The sequence below is a fragment of the Planococcus sp. PAMC 21323 genome, assembly GCF_000785555.1.
Taxonomy (GTDB): Bacteria; Bacillota; Bacilli; order Bacillales_A; family Planococcaceae; genus Planococcus.
Genome location: NZ_CP009129.1, coordinates 2,517,260 through 2,538,008, shown reverse-complemented (window position 1 = coordinate 2,538,008; position 20,749 = coordinate 2,517,260). Strand labels below are relative to the sequence as shown.

Genomic DNA, 20,749 nt, shown 5'->3' with positions numbered 1-20,749 from the left:
TACTGTCGAGATTGGACCAAATACTGTCCGAATCGTGCAGAATACTGTCCAAATTTCTCAGATACTGTCCAAATCAACCGGAATACTGTCCGCGCCAGATTTTTGCGCTTCAAAGTAAATCGCAGCAAACACTTTTGCCGTTACCAACATGGCGTTTTCATTAAAATCAAAGTTTTCATGATGATGTGGGTAAACTAATGAGTCATTTTCCATTTTGGCGCCAACAAAAAAGTACGCGCCTGGCTTTACCTGTGTATAATACGTGAAATCTTCAACCGGCATTACCGGATCAATTTCCACTACATTTTCATCTCCCAGCACGTCGCGCGCGGCAGCACGAACAATATCTGTTTCAGCAGGGTGATTCCAAAGTGAATCATATCCTGTTTCAACTATCAATTCGGCAGTAGCACCCATCGCGATGGCGATATTTTCCACAATTGTCCGCAAACGCTGTCCCGCGAGAATACGAAGCTCAGGATCAAAAACGCGAATGGTACCTTCTAGAACAGCTTTGCTTGAAATAACGTTGTCGGCGTCACCTGCATGGAATTTCCCAATAGAGACGACCAATTCTTTTAATGGATTGGCGTTGCGGCTGACGATCGATTGAATCGCGACTATAATGTGACTCGCGACTAAAATCGGATCGATGCCTTGATGAGGTTCTGCGCCGTGAGTTCCAGAACCATGGACAATAATTTTGATGGCATCTTCAGAAGCTTGCAAAAAGCCGTCCCGCAAATAAACGCGGCCATAATCCATTTTGCTCTGCAAGTGAGCACCATAAACTGCATCGACGCCATCCAAGCAACCATCTTCGATCATAGCACGTGCACCACCTGGCGATAGTTCCTCACCAAATTGGTGGATCAGTACGATCGTGCCAGGTAAATCTTCTCGCATAGCAACCATCGCTTTCGCAAATCCAAGCAACGCAGCTGTATGACCATCGTGTCCACAAGCGTGCATGACGCCAGGCACGGTAGATTTATAAGAGACGTTTTTTTGATCATCAATCGGCAACGCATCAAAATCGGCACGAAACGCAATCGTTTTGCCAGGCTTGCCGCCACGAATCGTGCCAACCACACCACGCCCACCTACATTACGGCGCACTTCAACACCTATCTCTTCTAAACGCTCAGCAATAAAAGCAGGAGTCGCAACTTCTTGGTGCGATAGTTCTGGATTCATATGCAAATGTCTTCTCATCTCAACCATTTCTTCGTACAATCTATCGAGCTGTTTTGCTACAGTCATATACAATCCCCCTTGAAATTAAATTAAGTTATCAATCTGTCATAAAATTCACTATAGTAGAAGTATACAATAAGATAAATCTATTGGAGGCACTCAAATGAAAATCATTAAAGCAAGCTTGCACGCAGTCAGATTTCCGCTCAATGAACCATTTATCATCTCCTATGCAACTTACCCAGATATGCCAGCATTGATTGTTGCCTTAGAAACAGATACAGGTCTTGTCGGGTACGGGGAAGCGGTCCCTGATGAGCATGTAACGGGAGAGTATTTCACTGCTGCCTATGAAATTTTAAAAGAACAATTTCTGCCGGCGATTATTGGAATGAGTCCGTTTGATATAGAAGCTATTCATTCGAAAATGAATGCCTTAATGTCGCGAAATCCAGCATCTAAAGCAGCTGTTGATATTGCTTGCTACGACTTAATGGGCAAAGCTGTTGGACAGCCCGTTTACAATTTAATCGGTGGGCAAGCGACTCCTCATTTAGATTACCCTAAAGTGTTGAGCATTGAAGCACCTGAGATTATGGCTGAAAAAGCGAAAAAAGCTGTTGAAATGGGCTATGCCTCATTAAAGCTCAAAGTTGGAAAAGGACAAGCGCAAGAAGATGTGGATCGGATTTTAGCTGTTCGTGAAGCAGTAGGAAAAGATATGCCTATTCGTGTTGACGTTAACCAAGGGTGGAAATCACCAGGTATTGCCGTAGCGGCGATCAAACAATTAGAAAGCGCTAATATTGCTTGGATTGAACAGCCAATTCGTATGGGAGATATTCGGGGGCTAGCAGAAGTTCGCTCGAAAACAGCTGTTCCGATTATGGCTGACGAAAGCATTCAATCGATGGAAGATTTACTAGAAATTATTCGTCTGCAGGCAGCTGACGTTCTTAATATCAAACTAATGAAATGTGCCGGCATTTTCCATGCCATCCAAATGGCGAAAACAGCTGAAGCAGCTGGCATGTTGTGCCAAATCGGCTCAATGGTTGAATCGTCTGTTGGTTCAGCAGCAGGCTACCATGTAGCGATGTCACGCATCAACATTGAAAGCACAGAATTGACTGGACCGCTCCTATTCAGCGAAGAAATAGGGGATTTAACTTACGAACATCCATATGTCTTATTATCAGACAAGCCAGGCTTGGGAATAGAAGTAAACCAAGCACAATTAGATAAACTTACAGTGAAATCATGCATGATTGAATAGAAATAGAAAAACTCGCAGCCCATAATGGGAATGCGAGTTTTTTCATTAGAAGCGTGCTGTTAAAGATACTGCAAAATGCTACACGGCAGCTTCCGCTTTTCTTGATCTAGCTGAAATGGCCAGCTCCTCGAGTCATAAGTCGCGATGGCTGTGCGACTGAAAACACGTCGCTTTGCCACCGCACCTTATGCTTGTCGGAGCTAAACGGCCATTTCCGCTTTTCTTCATGTCTAGCTCTAGCTGCCAGATTCTAGGGTCGTAAGCCACTCTAACTCTACGGCTGGAAAAATGCCGTTTCGTCAGAGTTTCTTACGCCCGTCGAATCTACACGGCAGCTTCCGCTTTTCTTCATACTTCTGTTTCTTGAATCAAACTTAAAAAGCGCTTTGTTCGTTCTTCTTTCGGGTTATTGAATATGTCTTCTGGTTTACCGCGTTCGACGATGCGTCCTTCATCCATAAATAAAACTTCATCAGCTACACCTTTAGCAAAGCGCATTTCGTGCGTAACGACGACCATCGTCATACCTTCAGCCGCAAGTTCTTTCATTACTTGCAATACTTCTCCCACTAACTCAGGATCGAGCGCGGAAGTTGGCTCATCGAATAACATAACTTTTGGTTCAAGTGCTAATGCACGTGCGATGCCGACGCGTTGCTGTTGACCACCACTTAATTGGAACGGGTAGTCATTCATCTTTTCACCGAGTCCGACTTTTGTCAGCAATTGCTCAGCTTTTTGCCTTGCTAGTTTTTTATCTTGTTTTTGAACCGTAACAGGACCTTCCATGACATTTTCAAGAGCGGTCATGTGAGGAAATAAATTATAATGCTGAAACACCATTGCTGATTGTTTACGAAAAGCCATCATCTGTTTTTTTGACAATGGTTTCGAAAAATCGACTGTTTGTTCATCGATTGTGACCGATCCAGAAGTTGGTGTTTCTAATGTATTAAGGCACCGTAGAAAAGTCGTTTTACCAGAACCAGATGGACCAATCACGACAATTGCTTGTCCTTTTTGAACTTCCGTATCAATGCCTTTTAATACTTCAAGTTTGCCGAAACTTTTATGCAAATTTTTTATTAAAATCATAGTGAACTCCTTACTGCAATCAGTAAACTGCTTTTATTATCTAGAAATATACCGATCAAAACGATTTTCAAGTCTGCCTTGAACTATGGACAAGGCAAAGCAGATGACCCAGTAAAGCAATGCTGCTTGTCCGTATAATAACAAAAATTCATAATTAGTCGCGGCAATTTGCTGAGCGACTCGGAACATTTCAGTTACGAGAATAAGTGAGGCGAGAGATGTATCTTTTACTAAACTGATAAACGTATTTGACAGAGGAGGCAACGAAACACGAGATGCTTGCGGCAAAATAACACGCCGCAATGATTGTGTGTATGACATGCCAATTGTGCCGGCTGCTTCCCATTGACCTTTTGGAATCGATAAAATCGCTGCTCGAATAACTTCAGAAGCATAAGCTCCAACGTTTAATGAAAAACCAATTACAGCAGCTGGAAATGGATCGATTGTCACGCCGAGTGTTGGCAGTCCATAAAAAAGAATAAACAGTTGAACGAGTAAAGGAGTACCACGAATAATTGAAACATAGACACGAGCGATAACTTGAAAAATTTTAACCGTCGAAATTCTTGCCAAGGCTGTCAAAACCGCTAATGCCAATCCGAAAATAAACGAGATAATGGATAATGGCAAAGTGAATTGAAGCGTTGCTTCGATCAAAGGAAGAAATGAGGACTGCGCAATATCCACAAGCCGTTCCATTCTGACCGGGTCCGAAAAAATACTATTCAAGTACATTTTCACCAAACCATTTTTCTGAAATTTCGTCGTATGTGCCGTCTTCGATCATATCGGCCAAAGCTTTGTTGGCTTCATCTACAATTGCGCCACTGTCTTTTCTAAAAAGTAATGCACTTTGAGCAGCATCTTCTGATTGATCAACCACTTTTACTTTTGCATCTGGACGTTGCTTCATAAAATCCAAAACCGTTAAATTATCGTTTACTGTCGCATCAACACGGCCCGAGTTTAATAATTCGATTGCTTGGTTAAATCCTTCAATACCTTCCAACTCTGCGCCAAAAGAAGTAGCTGTTTCCGCATAGTTACTCGTTAACGATTGTGCTGAAAGTTTGCCATCTAAATCTTCAAAGCTGTTTATGTCAGTATTGTCTTCGCCAACAACTAAAACAGCAGTAGAGGTTATATAAGGAGAAGAAAATTCATAGCTTTCTTGACGTTCTGGATTGATCCCAACTTGATTGGCCACCATATCAAAACGACCAGCATCTAACCCTGCAAACATAGCATCCCATTGTGTTTCAAGAAACTCAGCTTCAACGCCAAGGCGATCAGCCACTTCGCGTGCAACTTCTACATCAAATCCTGTTAACTCGCCCGAGTCATCGTGAAAAGTGAATGGGGGATAAGTACCTTCTGTTCCAATAACTAAGGTGCCTTCTTCTTGCACTGTAGTTAACAGATCCGATCCACTAGCTTCGCCATTAGAGGTATCTGTTTCTTCAGATCCACCACATGCAGCTAAAACCGACATTGTTCCTATTAATAAAAAAGATAAACTAAATTTTTTCATAAAAATCTCCTCATTTCTTTTAATTTTTTTGTTGTACTCTTTATTACCAGATAATAAATCGCCAAAGTAAAGACGATAGCTTACATTACCAACTTGTTTAGTTGGTTTAATAACCAAAAAAAATGACGCTTACTAAAAAAAGCACTAGTAATCTTAAAGCTGATTTATTATAGCACGCAATTCGATAACTCTCAAACAGCTTAAACAGAAAAAAGTTATTTTTAATTTAAAGAGAGTTAAACCTGTGCTCAACTTCTTTAATAATCAATTAAAGTACTTTTTCTAAATAAAATATTTGTGTTTTTAAAGAGAACAACTTATAATGTCTTTATATTAAAGCTTAAAACAACAAGGTTTACATAGTTATTTTTGTGTTTTTAGGACGGACAAATGTTTTCTTGGAAAAGGAGTGTTGAAAATGGAACGAATTATGGTTACAGGTGCTCTAGGACAAATAGGGTCAGAACTTGTCGGGAAATTACGCGGCATATATGGAAATGAGAACGTATTAGCAACGGATATTCGTCAATCTAATGATCAATCAGGACCTTTTGAAATTTTAGATGTAACAGATGCGCAAAGAATGCATGATTTAGCAGAAGACTTTGGCGCAGATACAATGGTCCACATGGCAGCGTTATTATCAGCAACTGCTGAAGAAAAACCTTTGCTTGCTTGGAATCTAAATATGGGTGGTCTTGTCAATGCACTTGAAGCATCTCGTAAACTTGGCATGCAATTTTTCACGCCTAGTTCTATTGGGGCGTTCGGTCCTTCAACACCTAAAAAAGATACACCACAAGATACATTGCAACGTCCAACGACGATGTATGGTGTCAATAAAGTTGCTGGAGAATTATTATGTGACTATTACTACACCAAATTCGGAGTCGATACACGTGGCGTTCGTTTCCCAGGATTAATTTCAAACGTAGCGCAGCCAGGTGGCGGTACAACTGATTATGCAGTCGATATTTATTATCAAGCAATTGAAAAAGGCAGCTATACGTCTTATATTGCAGAAGGTACAGCGATGGACATGATGTATATGCCAGATGCGTTGCAAGCGATTGTCGACTTGATGGAAGCTGACCCAGACCAATTAATTCACCGTAATGCATTTAACGTAACGGCAATGAGTTTCACGCCTGAAGAAATTGCAGCCTCTATCCAAAAGCATATTCCAGAATTTAAAATGTCTTACGAAGTTGATCCTGTGAGACAGGAAATTGCTAATAGCTGGCCAGACAATATTGATGCATCTGCTGCTAAAGCAGAATGGGGCTTTAAAACTTCATACGACCTAGATGCAATGACAGTCGATATGCTCGAAAAATTAAAAAAAAAGCTTCAATTAGTTTAATAAATCCTAATTAAAAAATGCCATCCGCAATTTGCGGATGGCATTTTATGTAGATTAAAACAATAGATGTGCAACACCGACAACAATCGGTAACGCAATGACTGTGCGAAGCAAGAAGATCACAACTAAATCCAAAATGTTTACAGGAATTTTAGATCCAAGTAATAATCCACCAACTTCAGACATGTAAATTAATTGTGTAACAGACATAGTAGCAACAACGAAACGAGTCATTTCAGATTCGATGTCTGCGCCAAGAATCGCTGGTAAGAACATATCTGCAAATCCAACGACCATTAATTGAGCTGCTTCAGCCGCTTCAGGAACACCTAATAAGTTCAAGTATGGAACAAATGGCGTGCCAAGTATGGAGAACACAGGTGTGTATTCAGCCAAAATCAATGCAACTGTACCAAATGCCATAACAACGGGTGCAACACCAATCCACATATCTAAGACGTTTTTAAAACCATCTTGGAAGAATTTGCTCACTGAGCGGTTGTCTTCCGCCTTTGATAATGCTTTCTCAAGTCCGTGTGTCGCAATATTATAACCTTTAGGAACATCTTCTGTTTGAGATTCCTGTGGCGAACCATCCATAAAAGTAGTTGGCTTGTTTTTAAGAGGATAAATACGTGGCATGATTAATGCCAAAATTACGCCCGCTAAAATAACAGTTGCATAATACGGAAGGAAGTACGTTCCAAGACCGATTTCTTGAATTACCACAATCGCAAATGTAATAGAAACAACTGAGAAAGTCGTTCCAATAATAGCTGCTTCACGTTGTGTGTATTTATTGGCTTCATATTGTTTACTAGTAAGTAGTACGCCGATAGTGCCATCTCCAACCCACGAAGCTAGTGCATCAATAGATGAACGACCAGGCAAACGGAAAAGCGGACGCATAATTTTTACCATCATCGTACCGAAAAACTCAAGTAAACCAAAGTTCATTAGTAGTGGAAGGAAAAGTCCAGCAAAGAAGAAAATAGTGAAAAGGAAAGAAAGTAATCCATCTCCTGAAAGAAGAAGTCCACCAGTATATTCATTCCATACAGGCTCTGGACCGATTTGGAATAAGACCATAATCGAGAAAACAGCACCTAGCACTCGAACGAAAGTCCAGAAGAGATTGACGTTAAAAAGCTTGTCAAAAAATGAAACATATTCGGTTTCGTTTACTTTTTTCGTGACAAAGAGCAATGATCCTAATGCGGCCACGATTAAAATACCCATCATAATCCACGGTACAATGGATTCGATAGCTCCGGCCATGATGTTTGCGAGCACTGCAATGGTTACCAACCAACCGTCTTCAGTTGGGACTGGTACTAAGAACAATAGGATTCCGAGTAAAGAAGGAATCAAGAACAATAACCATGTTGAAGTTGAATACTTTTGCATAAATAATTCCCCTTTTCTCTTTGCATGAATACACGCGATAATAACTGATTATACAGCGTTTTTCCCCGTGAAAACGCTTTATCGCCAATGTTTATATTATCTGAAAACGACAAAAAAAAACACCCCCCAACTAAAAAAAAGTTGAGGGGTCATTTTAAAAGGATTTTTCGAAATCTTCGTCCCAGCGATAATGATAAAAACGCTCTTGCGTTAGCCAGTTTTCAGTTTCTGTATCACCTTGCTGAAGTTTATGTTCCATTTCTTCAAGCATCCAAGCAGTTTGAGAAATATGAGCTTTCATCGAATTCATTTTTTGTGTACGTACTTCACTAATATTATAAACAACATCCGGCTTGCCCAACTTTTCCAATGTGTCGTTAGCAAAAGCTACCCCGTGAAGAGTAGGACGATCTTTCATTCGACGGACTGCGCGAACAACTGCACGAGCTGTCGCTTCGTGATCTGGGTGAACGGCAAAGCCAGGGTAGAACGTTATGATTTTCGATGGATTTAATTCTTGGATTAAATCCGTCATCATGCCAACCATTTTTTCATCGTCTTCAAATTCGATGGTTTTATCACGCAAGCCCATCATCCGAAGGTCCGTTAATCCCATTGCCTCTGCAGAAGCTAGAAGTTCCTTTTTGCGAACTGCTGGTAAAGATTCTCTTGTAGCGAATGGTGGATTTCCTAGGTTGCGGCCCATTTCGCCAAGTGTTAAACATGCGTATGTTACGGGAGTGCCTTGTTGAATATGTGTCGTGATCGTTCCGGAAACCCCAAACGCTTCATCATCTGGGTGAGGAAAGACGACCAACACATGACGTTCTGGTTGAATTGTCATTATCATTTTCCTCCTTTAATAACTAAACGGTGTTTCGCTAATTTCGAGCGCAACCGCTAGTTTTCCGTCTCCGGCGTGTCCAGCAAGTAATAGCCGACCGTCTTCATCTAATTCGTAATGTGTGATGCCTTGAGCATAAACCCAACCATGTGGTAATTTCAATCCAACACGGTGTGGGCTGTCACCGACAACTTTTCCGAGTTCGTAATTAATCACAACGTTTCGAATAAATGCACCGGCATTGAAAAAGCCTTCGTTAAAATGTGATGCATAAGAGCCATTTGTCGTTTCCAAATGAAGGTAAACATCTTTGCCTGCAAATGCATCTAACTGAACTTGCAATTTTTTTACTTCAACTAATTCCATGATGTTCCTCCTATTAAATCATTATTCTATTAGTATAGGGAAATGCGCGAGAGAATGCGATTAGCTTGCTCTAAGAGATTGGCCAAGCAAAAAATTCTCATAAAAAAGGTCACAGGAGGCAATGAATTGGCCTCCTGTGACCTTCCTTATTTTATAATGTAGTCACTTCAACTTCAGCTTTTGTAAATTTCGATGCGGCACCGTGCATAACGGGACCCACATACTCATTTAATTTCCAGCCGTGTTGAATTGCTGTAGCAACGAAAATCTTTGCGTTTAGTACAGCGTCTTTAACAGATTGACCATTTGCCAAGTTAGCAGTGATTGCTGCAGCAAACGTACAGCCTGCACCGTGGTTATAAGTTGTATCTGTTTTTTCTGAAGTTAATAAATAATGTGTTTTGCCATCGAATAGTAAATCTGCCGCTTTTTCATGCTTTAATTGTTTGCCGCCTTTGATTACTACAAATTCAACCCCATGTGCATGAATTTTTTCAGCAGCAGCTTGCATATCTTCAACAGTTTGCAATGCACCTTGACCAGATAATTGTCCTGCTTCCACTAAATTCGGTGTAACGACTTTCGCGTTTGGCAATAAATATTTAATCATCGCATCTACATTTTCAGGGAACAAGACTTCATTTTCGCCTTTACATGCCATTACCGGATCGATCACAACATCCCGAATGCCAGAGTCAGCAATTGCTTTTCCGGCCATTTCGATAATGTCGACAGTTGGCAACATGCCCGTTTTCAAAGCGTCAATGCCTGTCGAAAATGCTGTTTTCAACTGAGCATCTAATGTATCTAAAGCAATCGGGTGAATGCCGTGACTCCAACCGTTTTCAGGATCCATTGTCACAATTACCGTTAATGCGTTCATGCCATATGTGCCATGTTCTTGAAACGTTTTCAAATCTGCTTGTATACCAGCACCACCAGAAGTGTCAGATCCAGCGATGGTTAAGGTTTTTTTGAGTGTCATTAGGTTTGCTCCTCTAATTGGAATGTCTTTGCAACTATTTTAACAAAAAATCGGGCATTTACAACGGATTTTGCTTATGAGGCATGAGAAGTAAAACAGTAGTAGCACTGCAAATAAGTAAAAATAGCGTTGCAAAACTGCCCATTAATACAAAGCCACTTTTGAAAAGGCCAATCGTAATAAGTAATGTTAGAATGGAAACAACTGCAATAATAAGGCCAAGACAACCGAGTCCTGCGCGTTTTGCGCTTTCTGGAGCTGTTGTGCCTTTCGTTTTTGAAACACTAGTTATCTTTCCGCGCCAATCGGCCATCATCATCGCTCCTTTAAGCAATCGTACCATGAAGCCGAGCTGAATAAAATATATGAAAGTAGGGGAAAACATGGCGAAAGATCCAAAGTTGACAGAGATCGAGCGTTTATTAGAAGAAATGAAAGAACAGGGAGAAACAAAAGAATCCGGCTTCTGGAAAAGCGTTAAATTATTAATGGGAGTTTGGCGTAATACATTTTTAGTTTTAATTACAATTTTGTTGCTCTTATTAGTAGCATTGCCACTCGGTACTTTTTGGCTGATTCAAGGCAGCACGGCCACTGAGAGTAAAGGTGTTTTTTTAGAGCAAATCCAAGAACTCAATGAACTGTCAACAGCTGAAGCTTTTTCAAAAGTAATTATTGAACGGGAAGATAATGCGTTATTTGGGAAAGAGATCGGACTTGATTTGCCTGGCACAAAACGCCAGTTATTAGTGGTCATTCCAGGTTCAGTACGCGCCGGAATTAATTTTTCTAAAGTATCAGAAGGAGATATTGTGGTAGATGAGGAAGCAAAAACAGCAATATTAACTTTGCCACCCGCGGAATTTTTGGGAGGTCCTGAATTGTTTATGGATCAAGTAGAAGTCTATTCCTATGAAGGTTTGTTCCGCAGCAGGACGGATATTTCGGAAGCTTATGAATTGGCTGAAGAGGCTAAGAAAATGATGCTTGAAGAAACAGAAGGCCAAGGTGTACTTCAAACTGCAGAAACAAATGCAGTGCGCTCTGTTCAAGAAATGTTTGGCTTAGTCGACTACGATGTGACGGTTAAATTTAAGGAGTGAGCGAGTTGAAAAAACAAATTTTCCATAACGACTGGCAAGGAGTGTTAAGTGAAGAATTTGATAAACCGTATTACGTAAATTTGCGCGAGTTTTTGAAGAAAGAATATGCTGAGCAAACGGTTTATCCTGCAATGGAAAACATTTGGACAGCATTTGAACATACTGCCTATCGCGATGTAAAAGTCGTGATCCTTGGACAAGATCCGTATCACGGACCAAACCAAGCGCATGGCTTAAGTTTTTCTGTTTTACCGGGAGTTCCGCATCCGCCAAGCTTACGGAATTTATTGAAGGAATTAAAAGAAGATATTGGCTGCGACCAACCAATAGACGGTACGTTAACAAAATGGGCCGACCAAGGCCTGTTAATGTTGAACACAGTTTTAACAGTGAGGGCGGGCGAAGCACATTCTCATCGCAATAAAGGATGGGAGACGCTGACAGATAGCGTAATTAGCAAATTGTCAGAGCGCGACGAGCCCGTGATTTTCATTTTATGGGGCAAGCCTGCTCAAACGAAAAAACGCTTAATTGATATAACTAAACACGATGTACTTGAAGCGTCCCATCCAAGTCCGCTCAGCGCGTATCGCGGATTTTTTGGCAGTCGTCCGTATTCAAAAGTGAACAGTCTGTTACAAAGTCGCGGCCAAGCGCCAATCGATTTCTGTTTAGACTGACCTGTAGAACAGTGGCGTGTTAAACTGGAAGTAAATCAAAAACGGAGAGGGGGCTGTATCATGGCCATCGACACTATGCGGATTTTAAATGAAATCGATAAACATACTTCACGTGCCCGTAGCGGCGATGTGGCAAAAGCTCGTGACTCGGTTGCTGCAATTCGTGCATTATGTGATTTATTGTTAGAAGACGATCAACCAATGAGCGATATTCAAGCACCACGTGCCGTGCCGCTTTCTTCCCCTCAGCCGCAAGTGCAGACAGTATCTGCAGTAAACAAGCTGAAAGAAGAAGACTCAAATGGTGATTCACTGTTTGAATTTTAAATGGAAAGAGGAAACAGACTATGAAGTTTTTCTTAATTGCTGGAGCGGTTAACGCTCTATTATCTGTCGCATTCGGCGCATTTGGCGCACACCTTTTAGAAGGTCGCGTGGCAGATAAATATTTAGATACATGGCAAACCGCAGTTCAATATCAAATGTTTCACTCGATTGGCTTGATGGTGGTTGCCATCTTGATGAGCTCATCACTACTCGGTTCGCTTGGGTCATTAAATTGGGCCGGTTATTTAATGCTTGCGGGAATTGTTATTTTCTCAGGAAGCTTATACGTATTAAGCTTGACAGGCATCGGCATTCTTGGTGCCATTACGCCAATTGGCGGCGTAGCATTTATCGCTGCATGGGTAATGGTGATCATGGCTGCAGTAAAAGCATTGTAAGTAGGTTTGAGTGGGCAATCCGCATCGTGCGAATTGCCCTTTTTTTTTGGTATTTAGCATTTGGTCAGTATTTTTCAAATTCGAACAGTATCCGGTGTGATTCCGACAGTATTTGTCGCGAAACGGACAGTATTTCATCACATCTGGACAGTATATCCAAATAATTGGAATAAATTCATAGGAGTTTGATAGAGATCTCATGTTGAGATGGGATTTTAGTGTTTCAGTGGGCAATTCGCATCGTGCGAATTGCCCTTTTTTTTTGGTATTTAGCATTTGGACAGTATTTTTCAAATTCGGACAGTATCCGGTGTGATTCCGACAGTATTTGTCGCGAAACGGACAGTATTTCATCACAACTCGACAGTATATCCAAATAATTGGAATAAGTTCATAAGGATCAGTTGGAAATCTCATCGCGAAATGCAGTCATCAAAAATTCCAACAAAAAAAGCCGCCAAAAAGGCGACTCGAATCAATTAAACTTCTAAAAACTTAGCAGTACGTTCAGCATCTAGGCGTGTACCTACATAGAATGAACCGAATTCTGCGTAACGTGCGCTCACTTCGTCAAAACGCATTTCGTAAATCAACTTCTTGAATTGAAGAACGTCGTCTGCGAATAAAGTAACGCCCCACTCGTAATCGTCAAAGCCGACAGATCCAGAAATAATCTGTTTTACTTTGCCCGCATAGCCACGGCCAATTTTACCGTGAGATAGCATCAACTCTTTGCGCGTATCCATTGGCAACATGTACCAGTTGTCATCGCCATCGCGACGTTTGTCCATTGGATAGAAGCAAATATACTGTGAACGTTGAAGTTCAGGGTATAGACGCGAACGGACATGAGGATTTTGGTAAGGATCTTCATCCGATTGGCCTGCTAGATAATTAGAAAGCTCGACTACTGAAACGTACGAATACGTAGGAACCGTATAAGCGATTAACGTCAGCTTATTATATTCAGTTTCCAGTTCGTTCAATTCATCCATTGTTTCACGCAACATCATTAGCATCAAATCAGCTTTTTGGCCAACAATTGAATACAATGCATGTGCACCGGTTTTATTTTCATCGGCTTGGTTGATTTTGTCCATGAATGCTTGGAATTCGTCGATCGCAAATTGGCGTTCTTCGTCCGTTAGCATTTTCCACGAAACCCAGTCCATTGAGCGGAAATCATGGAGAACGTACCAGCCGTCTAATGTAATTGCTGCTTCATTCATTATTCAAACACTCCTTTTAATATAAATCTCTCGCTTTTCAGTTTAGCACAACAAGCATCTAACTTCCTTTAAAACTACTGCCTGTCACGAATTCGACATAGCGCACACGGCTTTTCAGCAGCTTACTTAAAGGGTAAACTAGAGCTAAGGAATTGTAAAAAGAGGAGAAGTGGGCATGCCGTTATTTTTTAGAGAAACAGCTTGGCGTTTTTGGGATCAATCGTTAAGCGCGAAAAGTCGTTCTGCACTTGAATCATTTGCAGCGGACGACACATTATGCGAGTTGGTAGGATCGGGGAAAAGCGCGCCAACCGTTCGGACATGGGTTCATGACGATACAGTAGTGTTAGGTATACAAGATCATCGTTTGCCTCATATTGAAAAAGGGATGGATGTATTAAAAGAGCACGGCTTTACGCCGATTGTCAGGAACTCTGGAGGTCTAGCAGTTGTACTAGATGCCGGTGTTTTAAACATTTCGCTCGTCCTATCGGAAAAAGACAATGCCATCGATATCTCAGCAGGCTACGACTTAATGCTCGATTTAGTGCGCGAACTTTTTCCGGAAGCTACTATAGAAGCATATGAAATTGTTGGCTCTTATTGCCCGGGTTCTTATGACCTGAGTATTAATGGACGAAAATTCGCAGGCATTTCACAACGTCGGATTCGCCGCGGAATTGCGGTACAAGTGTATTTATGCGTTGAAGGCAGTGGTGCAGAACGCGCTGAAATCATTCGCGACTTTTACGATGCAGGACTTCAAGAAGAAGAAACCAAATTCGCTTACCCAGAAATAAAACCTGAAACGATGGCATCGCTCAGTGAATTGCTCGGTAGAAAAATTACGGTTCAAGAAGTGGTAATCGACCTTCATGATTTAATGGGAGCACCTGCACCGATGTCGTTGCAACCCGACGAGACAGAGTTATACGGGTTTTATTTAAATCGTGTCGTCGAACGCAACCGAAAAATGCTAGAACGTCCTCTTGAATAAGAGCAAGACCCTAGTGTAGAATAGCTGTTACATGAAAAAACGGAGGTGCGCAAGTGAGCTACGCCACACAAAAATTAGCTGAAGAAAAAGTCTTTAAAGATCCAGTTCACCGATATATCCACGTCCGCGACCAAGTGATTTGGGATTTAATCAACTCGCGTGAAGTTCAGCGTTTGCGCAGAATTAAGCAATTGGGCACCTCTTATTTAGTCTTCCACGGCGCGGAACATAGTCGTTTTAATCACTCACTTGGTGTGTACGAAATTGTACGCCGAATTTCGGATGATATTTTTCATGGTCGTCCAGAATGGGATGAAAGCGAGCGTCTTGTTGTGTTAAGTGCAGCACTTTTGCATGATTTAGGGCATGGTCCATTTTCGCATTCATTTGAAAAAGTTTTTGAGCTTGACCACGAGGAGTATACTCGGAAAATTTTACTTGGAGACACGGAAGTTAATGAAATCCTTCAAAAAGTCTCTCCAGATTTTCCGACAAAAGTGGCGGAAGTGATTGCGAAAACCTACTCAAATAAACAAGTCGTTTCATTAATTTCCAGCCAAATAGATGCAGATCGTATGGATTACCTTCAACGAGATGCTTATTATACCGGGGTTTCTTATGGCCATTTTGATATGGAGCGGATTCTTCGTGTGATGCGCCCACTAGATGATCAAGTTGTTATTAAGTCGAGCGGTATGCACGCCGTTGAAGATTACATCATGAGTCGATACCAAATGTATTGGCAAGTGTATTTCCACCCGGTTGCTCGTAGTGCGGAAGTGATTTTGCGTAAAATTCTTCAACGCGCAAAAGAACTGAGTGCAACTGGCTATAAGTTTGAACAGCCACCTACTCATTTCCTATCGTTTTTTGATCAGAGCTTTACGTTGAAAGAGTATTTGGCGTTAGACGAAGGCGTTTTAATGACCTATTTCCAATTATGGATGACCGAACGCGATCCAATTTTAGCGGATCTTTGCGACCGCTTTGTAAATCGACGTTTGTTCCAGTATGTCGATTTTGATCCAGGCAAAGACTATAAAAAACTTGGAGAATTGGCCGAACTGTTCCGTTCTGCCGGCATCAATCCGGAATATTATTTAATCGATGACTCCACGTCTGACTTGCCATATGATTTTTACCGACCGGGAGAAGAAGAAGAACGTTTGCCAATTCATTTATTGATGCCAAACGGAGATATTAAAGAACTATCACGTTTGTCTCAAATTGTAGATGCCATTTCCGGTAAACGCAGAACGGATTATAAATTGTATTTTCCAGCTGAGTTATTAATTGATGGCAAGAAAACAGCTATCAAGCAGCAGATTTTGGGAATGCTTCGAGAAGGAGGGGTATAGTTGCTCCAGGGACACGCAAAAATCGTGGACTTTATTGCCACAGCGGAAGGCGTAACCGGCCGCAAAAAATTGCAGAAAATGATTTACATAATGAAGAAACTAGACATGCCATTCCAAGAAAAGTTTGAGTTTCATATTTATGGACCGTATTCAGAAGAATTAACAGCTCGAGTAGAAGAATTATGCGACATGGGGTTTTTATCAGAGGCATTAGAAGACAAAGGTTCATATGTACAATATAAATATAGCGTGACAGATGAAGGCCAGGAATTCCGTAAAGTTTTGGGAGAGTCTATTTTAGATACCCCACTTACCGCAGAAAAACTTAATGCTAAAAGTGGTCGATTTTTGGAATTGACTGCGACACTTCTTTATTTCGATCATTTAACCCGTCAAGAACAAATCGATAAGTTGCATGTCGTTAAAGGTAAGTTAAACTTTACTGCAGAAGAAATTGATGAAGCTTTTACTTTTATTAAAGAATTAAGGACTTAAAAAAACTCCCGTTACGGGAGTTTTTCGGGTATTGAATGAAGAACAGGCACTTTCACTTTTCTAATTGTCCAGTTGCAAGTGCCTAGCTCCTCGGGACATAAGCCAACCCAACTGTGTGGCAAAGAGCTCCACACTGCCGGTCTGTCTTATGCCTGTCGGAGCTGAACAGGCACTTTCACTTTTCTTTATTGATCGCTAAAGAGTTTTCCTTTTGTGCCGTAATCTGTTTTTTTCATATCTTCGATAAAGACCGTTACGTTCTCGATTGGTGCACCGGTTGTTTCAGAAACAGCTTCAGATACTTTTTCGACTAGTGCGCGTTTTTGATCTTCTGTGCGCCCTTCAAGCATTTTTACAGTAACGTATGGCATAATGGATGCAGCTCCTTTTTCTTAAGAATACTATCATCATAGCAGAACGGAGGATTCAGACAATGGCGAACGAAGAAAAATCAAAACAAAAAGTAGGATTTACCATTATAAAAAACGATCCGACGGACGGTCATAAAGGATACGGCATTGGGTCTTTATCTTTGGAGAACGTTTCTCCCTTATTTATTGACGTAGAAGAGCAAGAAGCTTTTATTGATATTGGTGCCATGCATGCTCGCAGTGAAGTCGAGCGTGGGATTAAGTTTACGACTAATCGCGAAGATTCGGCAGGCGGTAAAGATTACTGGCTTGTGTGGATTACTATTGATTTTAATCCAGTGGGCCCTTATTACGCCGGAGTTGCAGCGTGTGAAATGGTCGTTAATCGTGAAAAACGTCGAGGTTATAAAATTTTAGCTGACCATGTAAACCGCATGGACAAGTCAATGAAACGTAAAATTCTTGTGGACCAAATGGATGAGCCATCAAAACGCGTACTGGCTGACTATTTAGCATCGCATAATGCAGAAATGTGGAACAATAGCACAGAACAACTTCATCAAGATTTGGGTCGCTAATAAATAAATGTTTTTGTCTAATAAAAAAATGCTTTATTGAACAGATTGTGACATTTAAAATTGCGTCTACCGTACGGTTGAAGTTGTTTATAAAAGGCAGTACACTAGAACTACAGCTTTTCAATAGAAAGCTAGGACACCTGATAGCGAGCGAGTGCCATGAGCCATTGCGATAAAACCCAAGCCCAATGCCTCATGTCTCTTGCTCCGCACCATCAGGATTTAAAAAGGTTTTCTGTGAAGGGAAAGATTCCCTGTACAGAAAACCTTTTTATTTTTAGTGTAATGCGGTATTGAGCGGGTAAAGAAGAGTATGAAATAAATATTGCACTTTTTTCGAAAACACTTATACTTTTTTAAGTGGATTTTATTCAGAATGAAAAGGAGTTTGATTATAGATGGCAGGATTTTGGTATACAGAAAAGCAAACAGAAAACTTTGGGATTACGATGAAAATCAATAAAACCCTTCATACAGAACAAACAGATTTTCAATATCTTGAAATGGCAGAAACAGCAGAATGGGGCAACATGCTGTTTTTAGACGGCATGGTCATGACTTCTGAAAAAGACGAATTTGTTTATCATGAAATGGTTGCGCACGTTCCATTGTTTACACACCCGAACCCAGAAAACGTATTAGTAGTTGGCGGTGGTGATGGCGGCGTAATCCGTGAGATTTTAAAGCACCCGTCTGTTAAAAAAGCGACACTTGTCGATATTGATGGAAAAGTAATCGAGTACTCGAAAAAATTCTTACCTAGCATTGCGTCAGGCTTAGAAGATTCACGCGTAGAAGTAATCGTTGGAGACGGATTCATGCACATTGCTGAATCAGACAACGAATACGACGTAATTATGGTAGATTCAACAGAACCTGTCGGACCGGCTGTAAACTTATTTTCTAAAGGCTTTTATGCAGGGATTTCAAAAGCATTAAAAGAAGACGGTATTTTTGTCGCGCAATCGGATAACCCATGGTTTAAAGCAGATTTGATCAAGCAAGTTCAAAGTGATGTAAAAGAAATCTTCCCTATCACGAACTTGTATTTGGCGAACATCCCAACATACCCAAGCGGTTTGTGGGCGTTCACAATTGGTTCGAAAAAGTATAACCCATTAGAAGTACCAGCAGAACGTTTCCATGAAGTCGACACGAAATACTACACGCCAGAGTTGCACAACGCTGCGTTTGTTTTACCGAAATTCGTGAAAGACTTAACAGGAGAATAAAAAATGAGATTTGATGAAACATATTCAGGAAAAGTATTTATCAAAAGCCATCCGAATTACGAAGAATCAAAAGCCGTTCTTTACGGCATGCCGATGGACTGGACAGTTAGTTACCGTCCAGGATCTCGTTTTGGCCCGAACAAAATTCGCGAGGTTTCAATTGGGCTAGAAGAATATAGCCCGTACCTTGACCGCGAACTAGGAGACGTGCTGTTTTTTGATGCAGGCGATATTCCTTTGCCATTCGGTAATCCGGAAAAAAGCTTAACGGAAATCGAAACGTATGTACACACACTTTTAGCCGACGAAAAAATTCCAATGGGTATGGGTGGCGAGCATTTAGTGTCATTACCTGTAATGAAAGCAGTCGCGAGCAAATACGACGACCTGGCAATCATTCACTTTGATGCGCACACAGACCTTCGTGAAAACTATGAAGGTGAAGAATATTCGCATTCGACACCGATCCGCAAAATCGCAGATCACATTGGACCAGAGAATGTTTATTCATTCGGGATTCGTTCAGGAATGAAAGAAGAATTCGACTGGGCTAAAGAAAACGGCATGCACATTTCAAAATTTGAAGTGCTTGAGCCGTTAAAAGAAGTACTGCCAACGCTTGAAGGGCGTAACGTTTACGTGACAATTGATATGGATGTATTAGACCCTGCACATGCACCAGGCACTGGCACAGTCGATGCAGGCGGTATCACGTCTCGCGAACTACTTGCATCTATTCATGCAATTGCAGCGTCAGGCGTTAACGTTGTTGGGTTTGACCTTGTTGAACTAGCACCCGTTTACGATCATTCCGATCAAACGGCAAACACAGCAAGCAAGCTAATGCGCGAAATGATATTAGGGTGGATTAAATAAGAAAAGCGGCAGCGGCCGTGTAGATTCGACGGGCGTAAGACGCTCTGGCGAAGCGGCGTATTTCCAGCCGCACAGCTAGAGTGACTTACGACCCTAGAATCTGGCCGTTGGAGCTAGACAATAAGAAAAGCGGCAGCGGCCGTGTAGATTCGACGGGCGTAAGACGCTCTGGCGAAGCGGCGTATTTCCAGCCGCACAGCTAGAGTGACTTACGACCCTAGAATCTGGCCGCTGGAGCTAGACAATAAGAAAAGCGGATGCGTATTTTATTAAACACCTAAAATCTTTAAAAGTCGGTCTGGGAAATCCAGTCCGACTTTTTTTCGCTAAATCCTGAAATTAGAATCTTCTCTCTAAAAACGATAAGATTATAGAAACGAGCTAGCTGAAAGAGGTGCTGACGATGCAATTGTATAAATGGACAGGTCCACAAGATCAAGCTGAAGCCTTAGTAGAAAGTTTGTCGAATGCGCAGCTGACTCTCTTGAAAAACACTGACGAAGCTGTACTGCTTTATGAAACAGACGGAGGTCCAGGATTAAAAGCCTCTGAAGCGTATGAAGTATTGAATGCGGTAGGGGATTTTGCTGATGGTTACTACGCGGTATTTAACAATATTCCCGTTACAGACGAAGGTCGTGAGCTTTTTGAATCACGTTTTCAAAATAGAGCGGGCATGGTAGAAAAAGAACCAGGATTCGCAGCAATTCGTGTATTGCGACCACTTGATTCGGATGTTTACATTATCCTCACGTTATGGGATGACAAACAAGCATTCATTGATTGGCAACAGTCTCAAGCCTATGGACATGCGCACGCAAAACGCGGGACTAAAGAAGGCATCGATAAACGTCCAAATATTTTCCCTCGTTCTTCTTTTGTGACCAGTTATACGAAGTAAATACAACACTGCCCTCAAGCAAGTTATAAAATGGTCTCCTTTATTAGGAGGCTTTTTTCGTCTTACCTAAGCAGGATTTTAAGTATGCGTTTAGTAATAGGCAATAAGAGATATAGATGGAGTAAGCAATTATCCTG

At 41.3% G+C, this 20,749-nt stretch carries 24 protein-coding genes; 13 read left to right on the top strand and 11 right to left on the bottom strand.

Annotated features, from left to right (window positions below; all coding sequences use genetic code 11):
* Positions 1–57 precede the first annotated feature (57 nt).
* Positions 58–1,263: a M20 metallopeptidase family protein gene (locus tag PLANO_RS12530; RefSeq protein ID WP_038704779.1), complete on the bottom strand. Its 1,206-nt coding sequence runs from the start codon at positions 1,261–1,263 to the stop codon at positions 58–60.
* A gap of 97 nt (positions 1,264–1,360) precedes the next feature.
* On the opposite strand from PLANO_RS12530, the gene PLANO_RS12525 reads away from it, so the two are divergent.
* A complete protein-coding gene (locus PLANO_RS12525) occupies positions 1,361–2,473 on the top strand; it encodes a mandelate racemase/muconate lactonizing enzyme family protein (protein WP_038704778.1) in 1,113 nt (370 codons plus the stop codon).
* Between the two features lie 348 nt (positions 2,474–2,821).
* On the opposite strand, the gene PLANO_RS12520 is transcribed toward PLANO_RS12525, so the two are convergent.
* Genes PLANO_RS12520 through PLANO_RS12510 form a run of 3 tightly spaced genes read right to left on the bottom strand, consistent with a single transcriptional unit; the run spans position 2,822 to position 5,102 of the window.
* Complete coding sequence (locus PLANO_RS12520) at positions 2,822–3,568, bottom strand: amino acid ABC transporter ATP-binding protein (RefSeq protein ID WP_038704777.1); 747 nt, start codon at positions 3,566–3,568, stop codon at positions 2,822–2,824.
* 36 nt (positions 3,569–3,604) lie between these two features.
* Positions 3,605–4,306: an amino acid ABC transporter permease gene (locus tag PLANO_RS12515; RefSeq protein WP_038704776.1), complete on the bottom strand. Its 702-nt coding sequence runs from the start codon at positions 4,304–4,306 to the stop codon at positions 3,605–3,607.
* Positions 4,293–5,102 (bottom strand): transporter substrate-binding domain-containing protein, encoded by an 810-nt coding sequence (locus tag PLANO_RS12510; protein ID WP_038705456.1) that lies wholly within the window; start codon positions 5,100–5,102, stop codon positions 4,293–4,295. The genes PLANO_RS12515 and PLANO_RS12510 overlap by 14 nt, the downstream gene beginning before the upstream one ends.
* A gap of 418 nt (positions 5,103–5,520) precedes the next feature.
* Between PLANO_RS12510 and PLANO_RS12505 the strand changes: the two genes are divergently transcribed.
* The gene (locus PLANO_RS12505; RefSeq protein WP_038704775.1) at positions 5,521–6,465 is read left to right on the top strand and encodes an L-threonine 3-dehydrogenase; all 945 of its coding nucleotides are present in this window, start codon (positions 5,521–5,523) and stop codon (positions 6,463–6,465) included.
* Between the two features lie 54 nt (positions 6,466–6,519).
* On the opposite strand, the gene PLANO_RS12500 is transcribed toward PLANO_RS12505, so the two are convergent.
* The 5 genes from PLANO_RS12500 to PLANO_RS12480 all read right to left on the bottom strand — a co-directional run bounded on the left by PLANO_RS12500 (position 6,520) and on the right by PLANO_RS12480 (position 10,380).
* On the bottom strand, positions 6,520–7,872 hold the full coding sequence (locus tag PLANO_RS12500) for a YjiH family protein (RefSeq protein WP_038704774.1): 1,353 nt from the start codon (positions 7,870–7,872) through the stop codon (positions 6,520–6,522).
* Positions 7,873–8,026: 154 nt separating this feature from the next.
* A complete protein-coding gene (gene bshB2 / locus PLANO_RS12495) occupies positions 8,027–8,716 on the bottom strand; it encodes a bacillithiol biosynthesis deacetylase BshB2 (RefSeq protein WP_038704773.1) in 690 nt (229 codons plus the stop codon).
* A gap of 15 nt (positions 8,717–8,731) precedes the next feature.
* Positions 8,732–9,082 (bottom strand): YojF family protein, encoded by a 351-nt coding sequence (locus tag PLANO_RS12490; protein ID WP_038704772.1) that lies wholly within the window; start codon positions 9,080–9,082, stop codon positions 8,732–8,734.
* 151 nt (positions 9,083–9,233) lie between these two features.
* Complete coding sequence (thiD, locus tag PLANO_RS12485; RefSeq protein ID WP_038704771.1) at positions 9,234–10,067, bottom strand: bifunctional hydroxymethylpyrimidine kinase/phosphomethylpyrimidine kinase; 834 nt, start codon at positions 10,065–10,067, stop codon at positions 9,234–9,236.
* 58 nt (positions 10,068–10,125) lie between these two features.
* A complete protein-coding gene (locus PLANO_RS12480; RefSeq protein ID WP_038704770.1) occupies positions 10,126–10,380 on the bottom strand; it encodes a hypothetical protein in 255 nt (84 codons plus the stop codon).
* Between the two features lie 70 nt (positions 10,381–10,450).
* Here PLANO_RS12480 and PLANO_RS12475 point away from each other — a divergent pair, with 70 nt between their 5' ends.
* From PLANO_RS12475 to PLANO_RS12460, 4 genes are read left to right on the top strand one after another with little or no spacing between them, the layout of a single operon-like run.
* Positions 10,451–11,170: a DUF4230 domain-containing protein gene (locus tag PLANO_RS12475; protein WP_038704769.1), complete on the top strand. Its 720-nt coding sequence runs from the start codon at positions 10,451–10,453 to the stop codon at positions 11,168–11,170.
* Between the two features lie 5 nt (positions 11,171–11,175).
* Positions 11,176–11,850: a uracil-DNA glycosylase gene (locus tag PLANO_RS12470; protein ID WP_038704768.1), complete on the top strand. Its 675-nt coding sequence runs from the start codon at positions 11,176–11,178 to the stop codon at positions 11,848–11,850.
* A gap of 60 nt (positions 11,851–11,910) precedes the next feature.
* The gene (locus tag PLANO_RS12465) at positions 11,911–12,177 is read left to right on the top strand and encodes a YwdI family protein (protein ID WP_038704767.1); all 267 of its coding nucleotides are present in this window, start codon (positions 11,911–11,913) and stop codon (positions 12,175–12,177) included.
* A 20-nt stretch (positions 12,178–12,197) separates the two neighbouring features.
* Positions 12,198–12,575: a DUF423 domain-containing protein gene (locus PLANO_RS12460; protein WP_038704766.1), complete on the top strand. Its 378-nt coding sequence runs from the start codon at positions 12,198–12,200 to the stop codon at positions 12,573–12,575.
* 479 nt (positions 12,576–13,054) lie between these two features.
* Here the strand turns inward: PLANO_RS12460 and hemQ are convergent, their stop codons facing one another.
* On the bottom strand, positions 13,055–13,804 hold the full coding sequence (hemQ, locus tag PLANO_RS12455; RefSeq protein WP_038704765.1) for a hydrogen peroxide-dependent heme synthase: 750 nt from the start codon (positions 13,802–13,804) through the stop codon (positions 13,055–13,057).
* A 175-nt stretch (positions 13,805–13,979) separates the two neighbouring features.
* Here hemQ and PLANO_RS12450 point away from each other — a divergent pair, with 175 nt between their 5' ends.
* Genes PLANO_RS12450 through PLANO_RS12440 form a run of 3 tightly spaced genes read left to right on the top strand, consistent with a single transcriptional unit; the run spans position 13,980 to position 16,654 of the window.
* Positions 13,980–14,801, top strand: coding sequence for an octanoyl-[GcvH]:protein N-octanoyltransferase (locus tag PLANO_RS12450; protein WP_038704764.1), 822 nt, complete (start codon positions 13,980–13,982; stop codon positions 14,799–14,801).
* Between the two features lie 53 nt (positions 14,802–14,854).
* Complete coding sequence (locus PLANO_RS12445; protein ID WP_038704763.1) at positions 14,855–16,159, top strand: HD domain-containing protein; 1,305 nt, start codon at positions 14,855–14,857, stop codon at positions 16,157–16,159.
* On the top strand, positions 16,160–16,654 hold the full coding sequence (locus PLANO_RS12440; RefSeq protein WP_038704762.1) for a YwgA family protein: 495 nt from the start codon (positions 16,160–16,162) through the stop codon (positions 16,652–16,654).
* A 185-nt stretch (positions 16,655–16,839) separates the two neighbouring features.
* Here PLANO_RS12440 and PLANO_RS12435 read toward each other — a convergent pair whose 3' ends face one another.
* Positions 16,840–17,025 (bottom strand): 2-hydroxymuconate tautomerase, encoded by a 186-nt coding sequence (locus PLANO_RS12435; protein ID WP_038704761.1) that lies wholly within the window; start codon positions 17,023–17,025, stop codon positions 16,840–16,842.
* 62 nt (positions 17,026–17,087) lie between these two features.
* On the opposite strand from PLANO_RS12435, the gene PLANO_RS12430 reads away from it, so the two are divergent.
* The 4 genes from PLANO_RS12430 to PLANO_RS12415 all read left to right on the top strand — a co-directional run bounded on the left by PLANO_RS12430 (position 17,088) and on the right by PLANO_RS12415 (position 20,612).
* Positions 17,088–17,603, top strand: a complete 516-nt coding sequence (locus tag PLANO_RS12430) for a YwhD family protein (RefSeq protein ID WP_038704760.1) — start codon at positions 17,088–17,090, stop codon at positions 17,601–17,603.
* Between the two features lie 398 nt (positions 17,604–18,001).
* Positions 18,002–18,835, top strand: coding sequence for a spermidine synthase (gene speE, locus PLANO_RS12425; RefSeq protein WP_038704759.1), 834 nt, complete (start codon positions 18,002–18,004; stop codon positions 18,833–18,835).
* Positions 18,836–18,838: 3 nt separating this feature from the next.
* Positions 18,839–19,711 (top strand): agmatinase, encoded by an 873-nt coding sequence (gene speB / locus PLANO_RS12420; protein WP_038704758.1) that lies wholly within the window; start codon positions 18,839–18,841, stop codon positions 19,709–19,711.
* 403 nt (positions 19,712–20,114) lie between these two features.
* The gene (locus PLANO_RS12415; RefSeq protein WP_038704757.1) at positions 20,115–20,612 is read left to right on the top strand and encodes an antibiotic biosynthesis monooxygenase family protein; all 498 of its coding nucleotides are present in this window, start codon (positions 20,115–20,117) and stop codon (positions 20,610–20,612) included.
* Positions 20,613–20,749 lie beyond the last annotated feature (137 nt).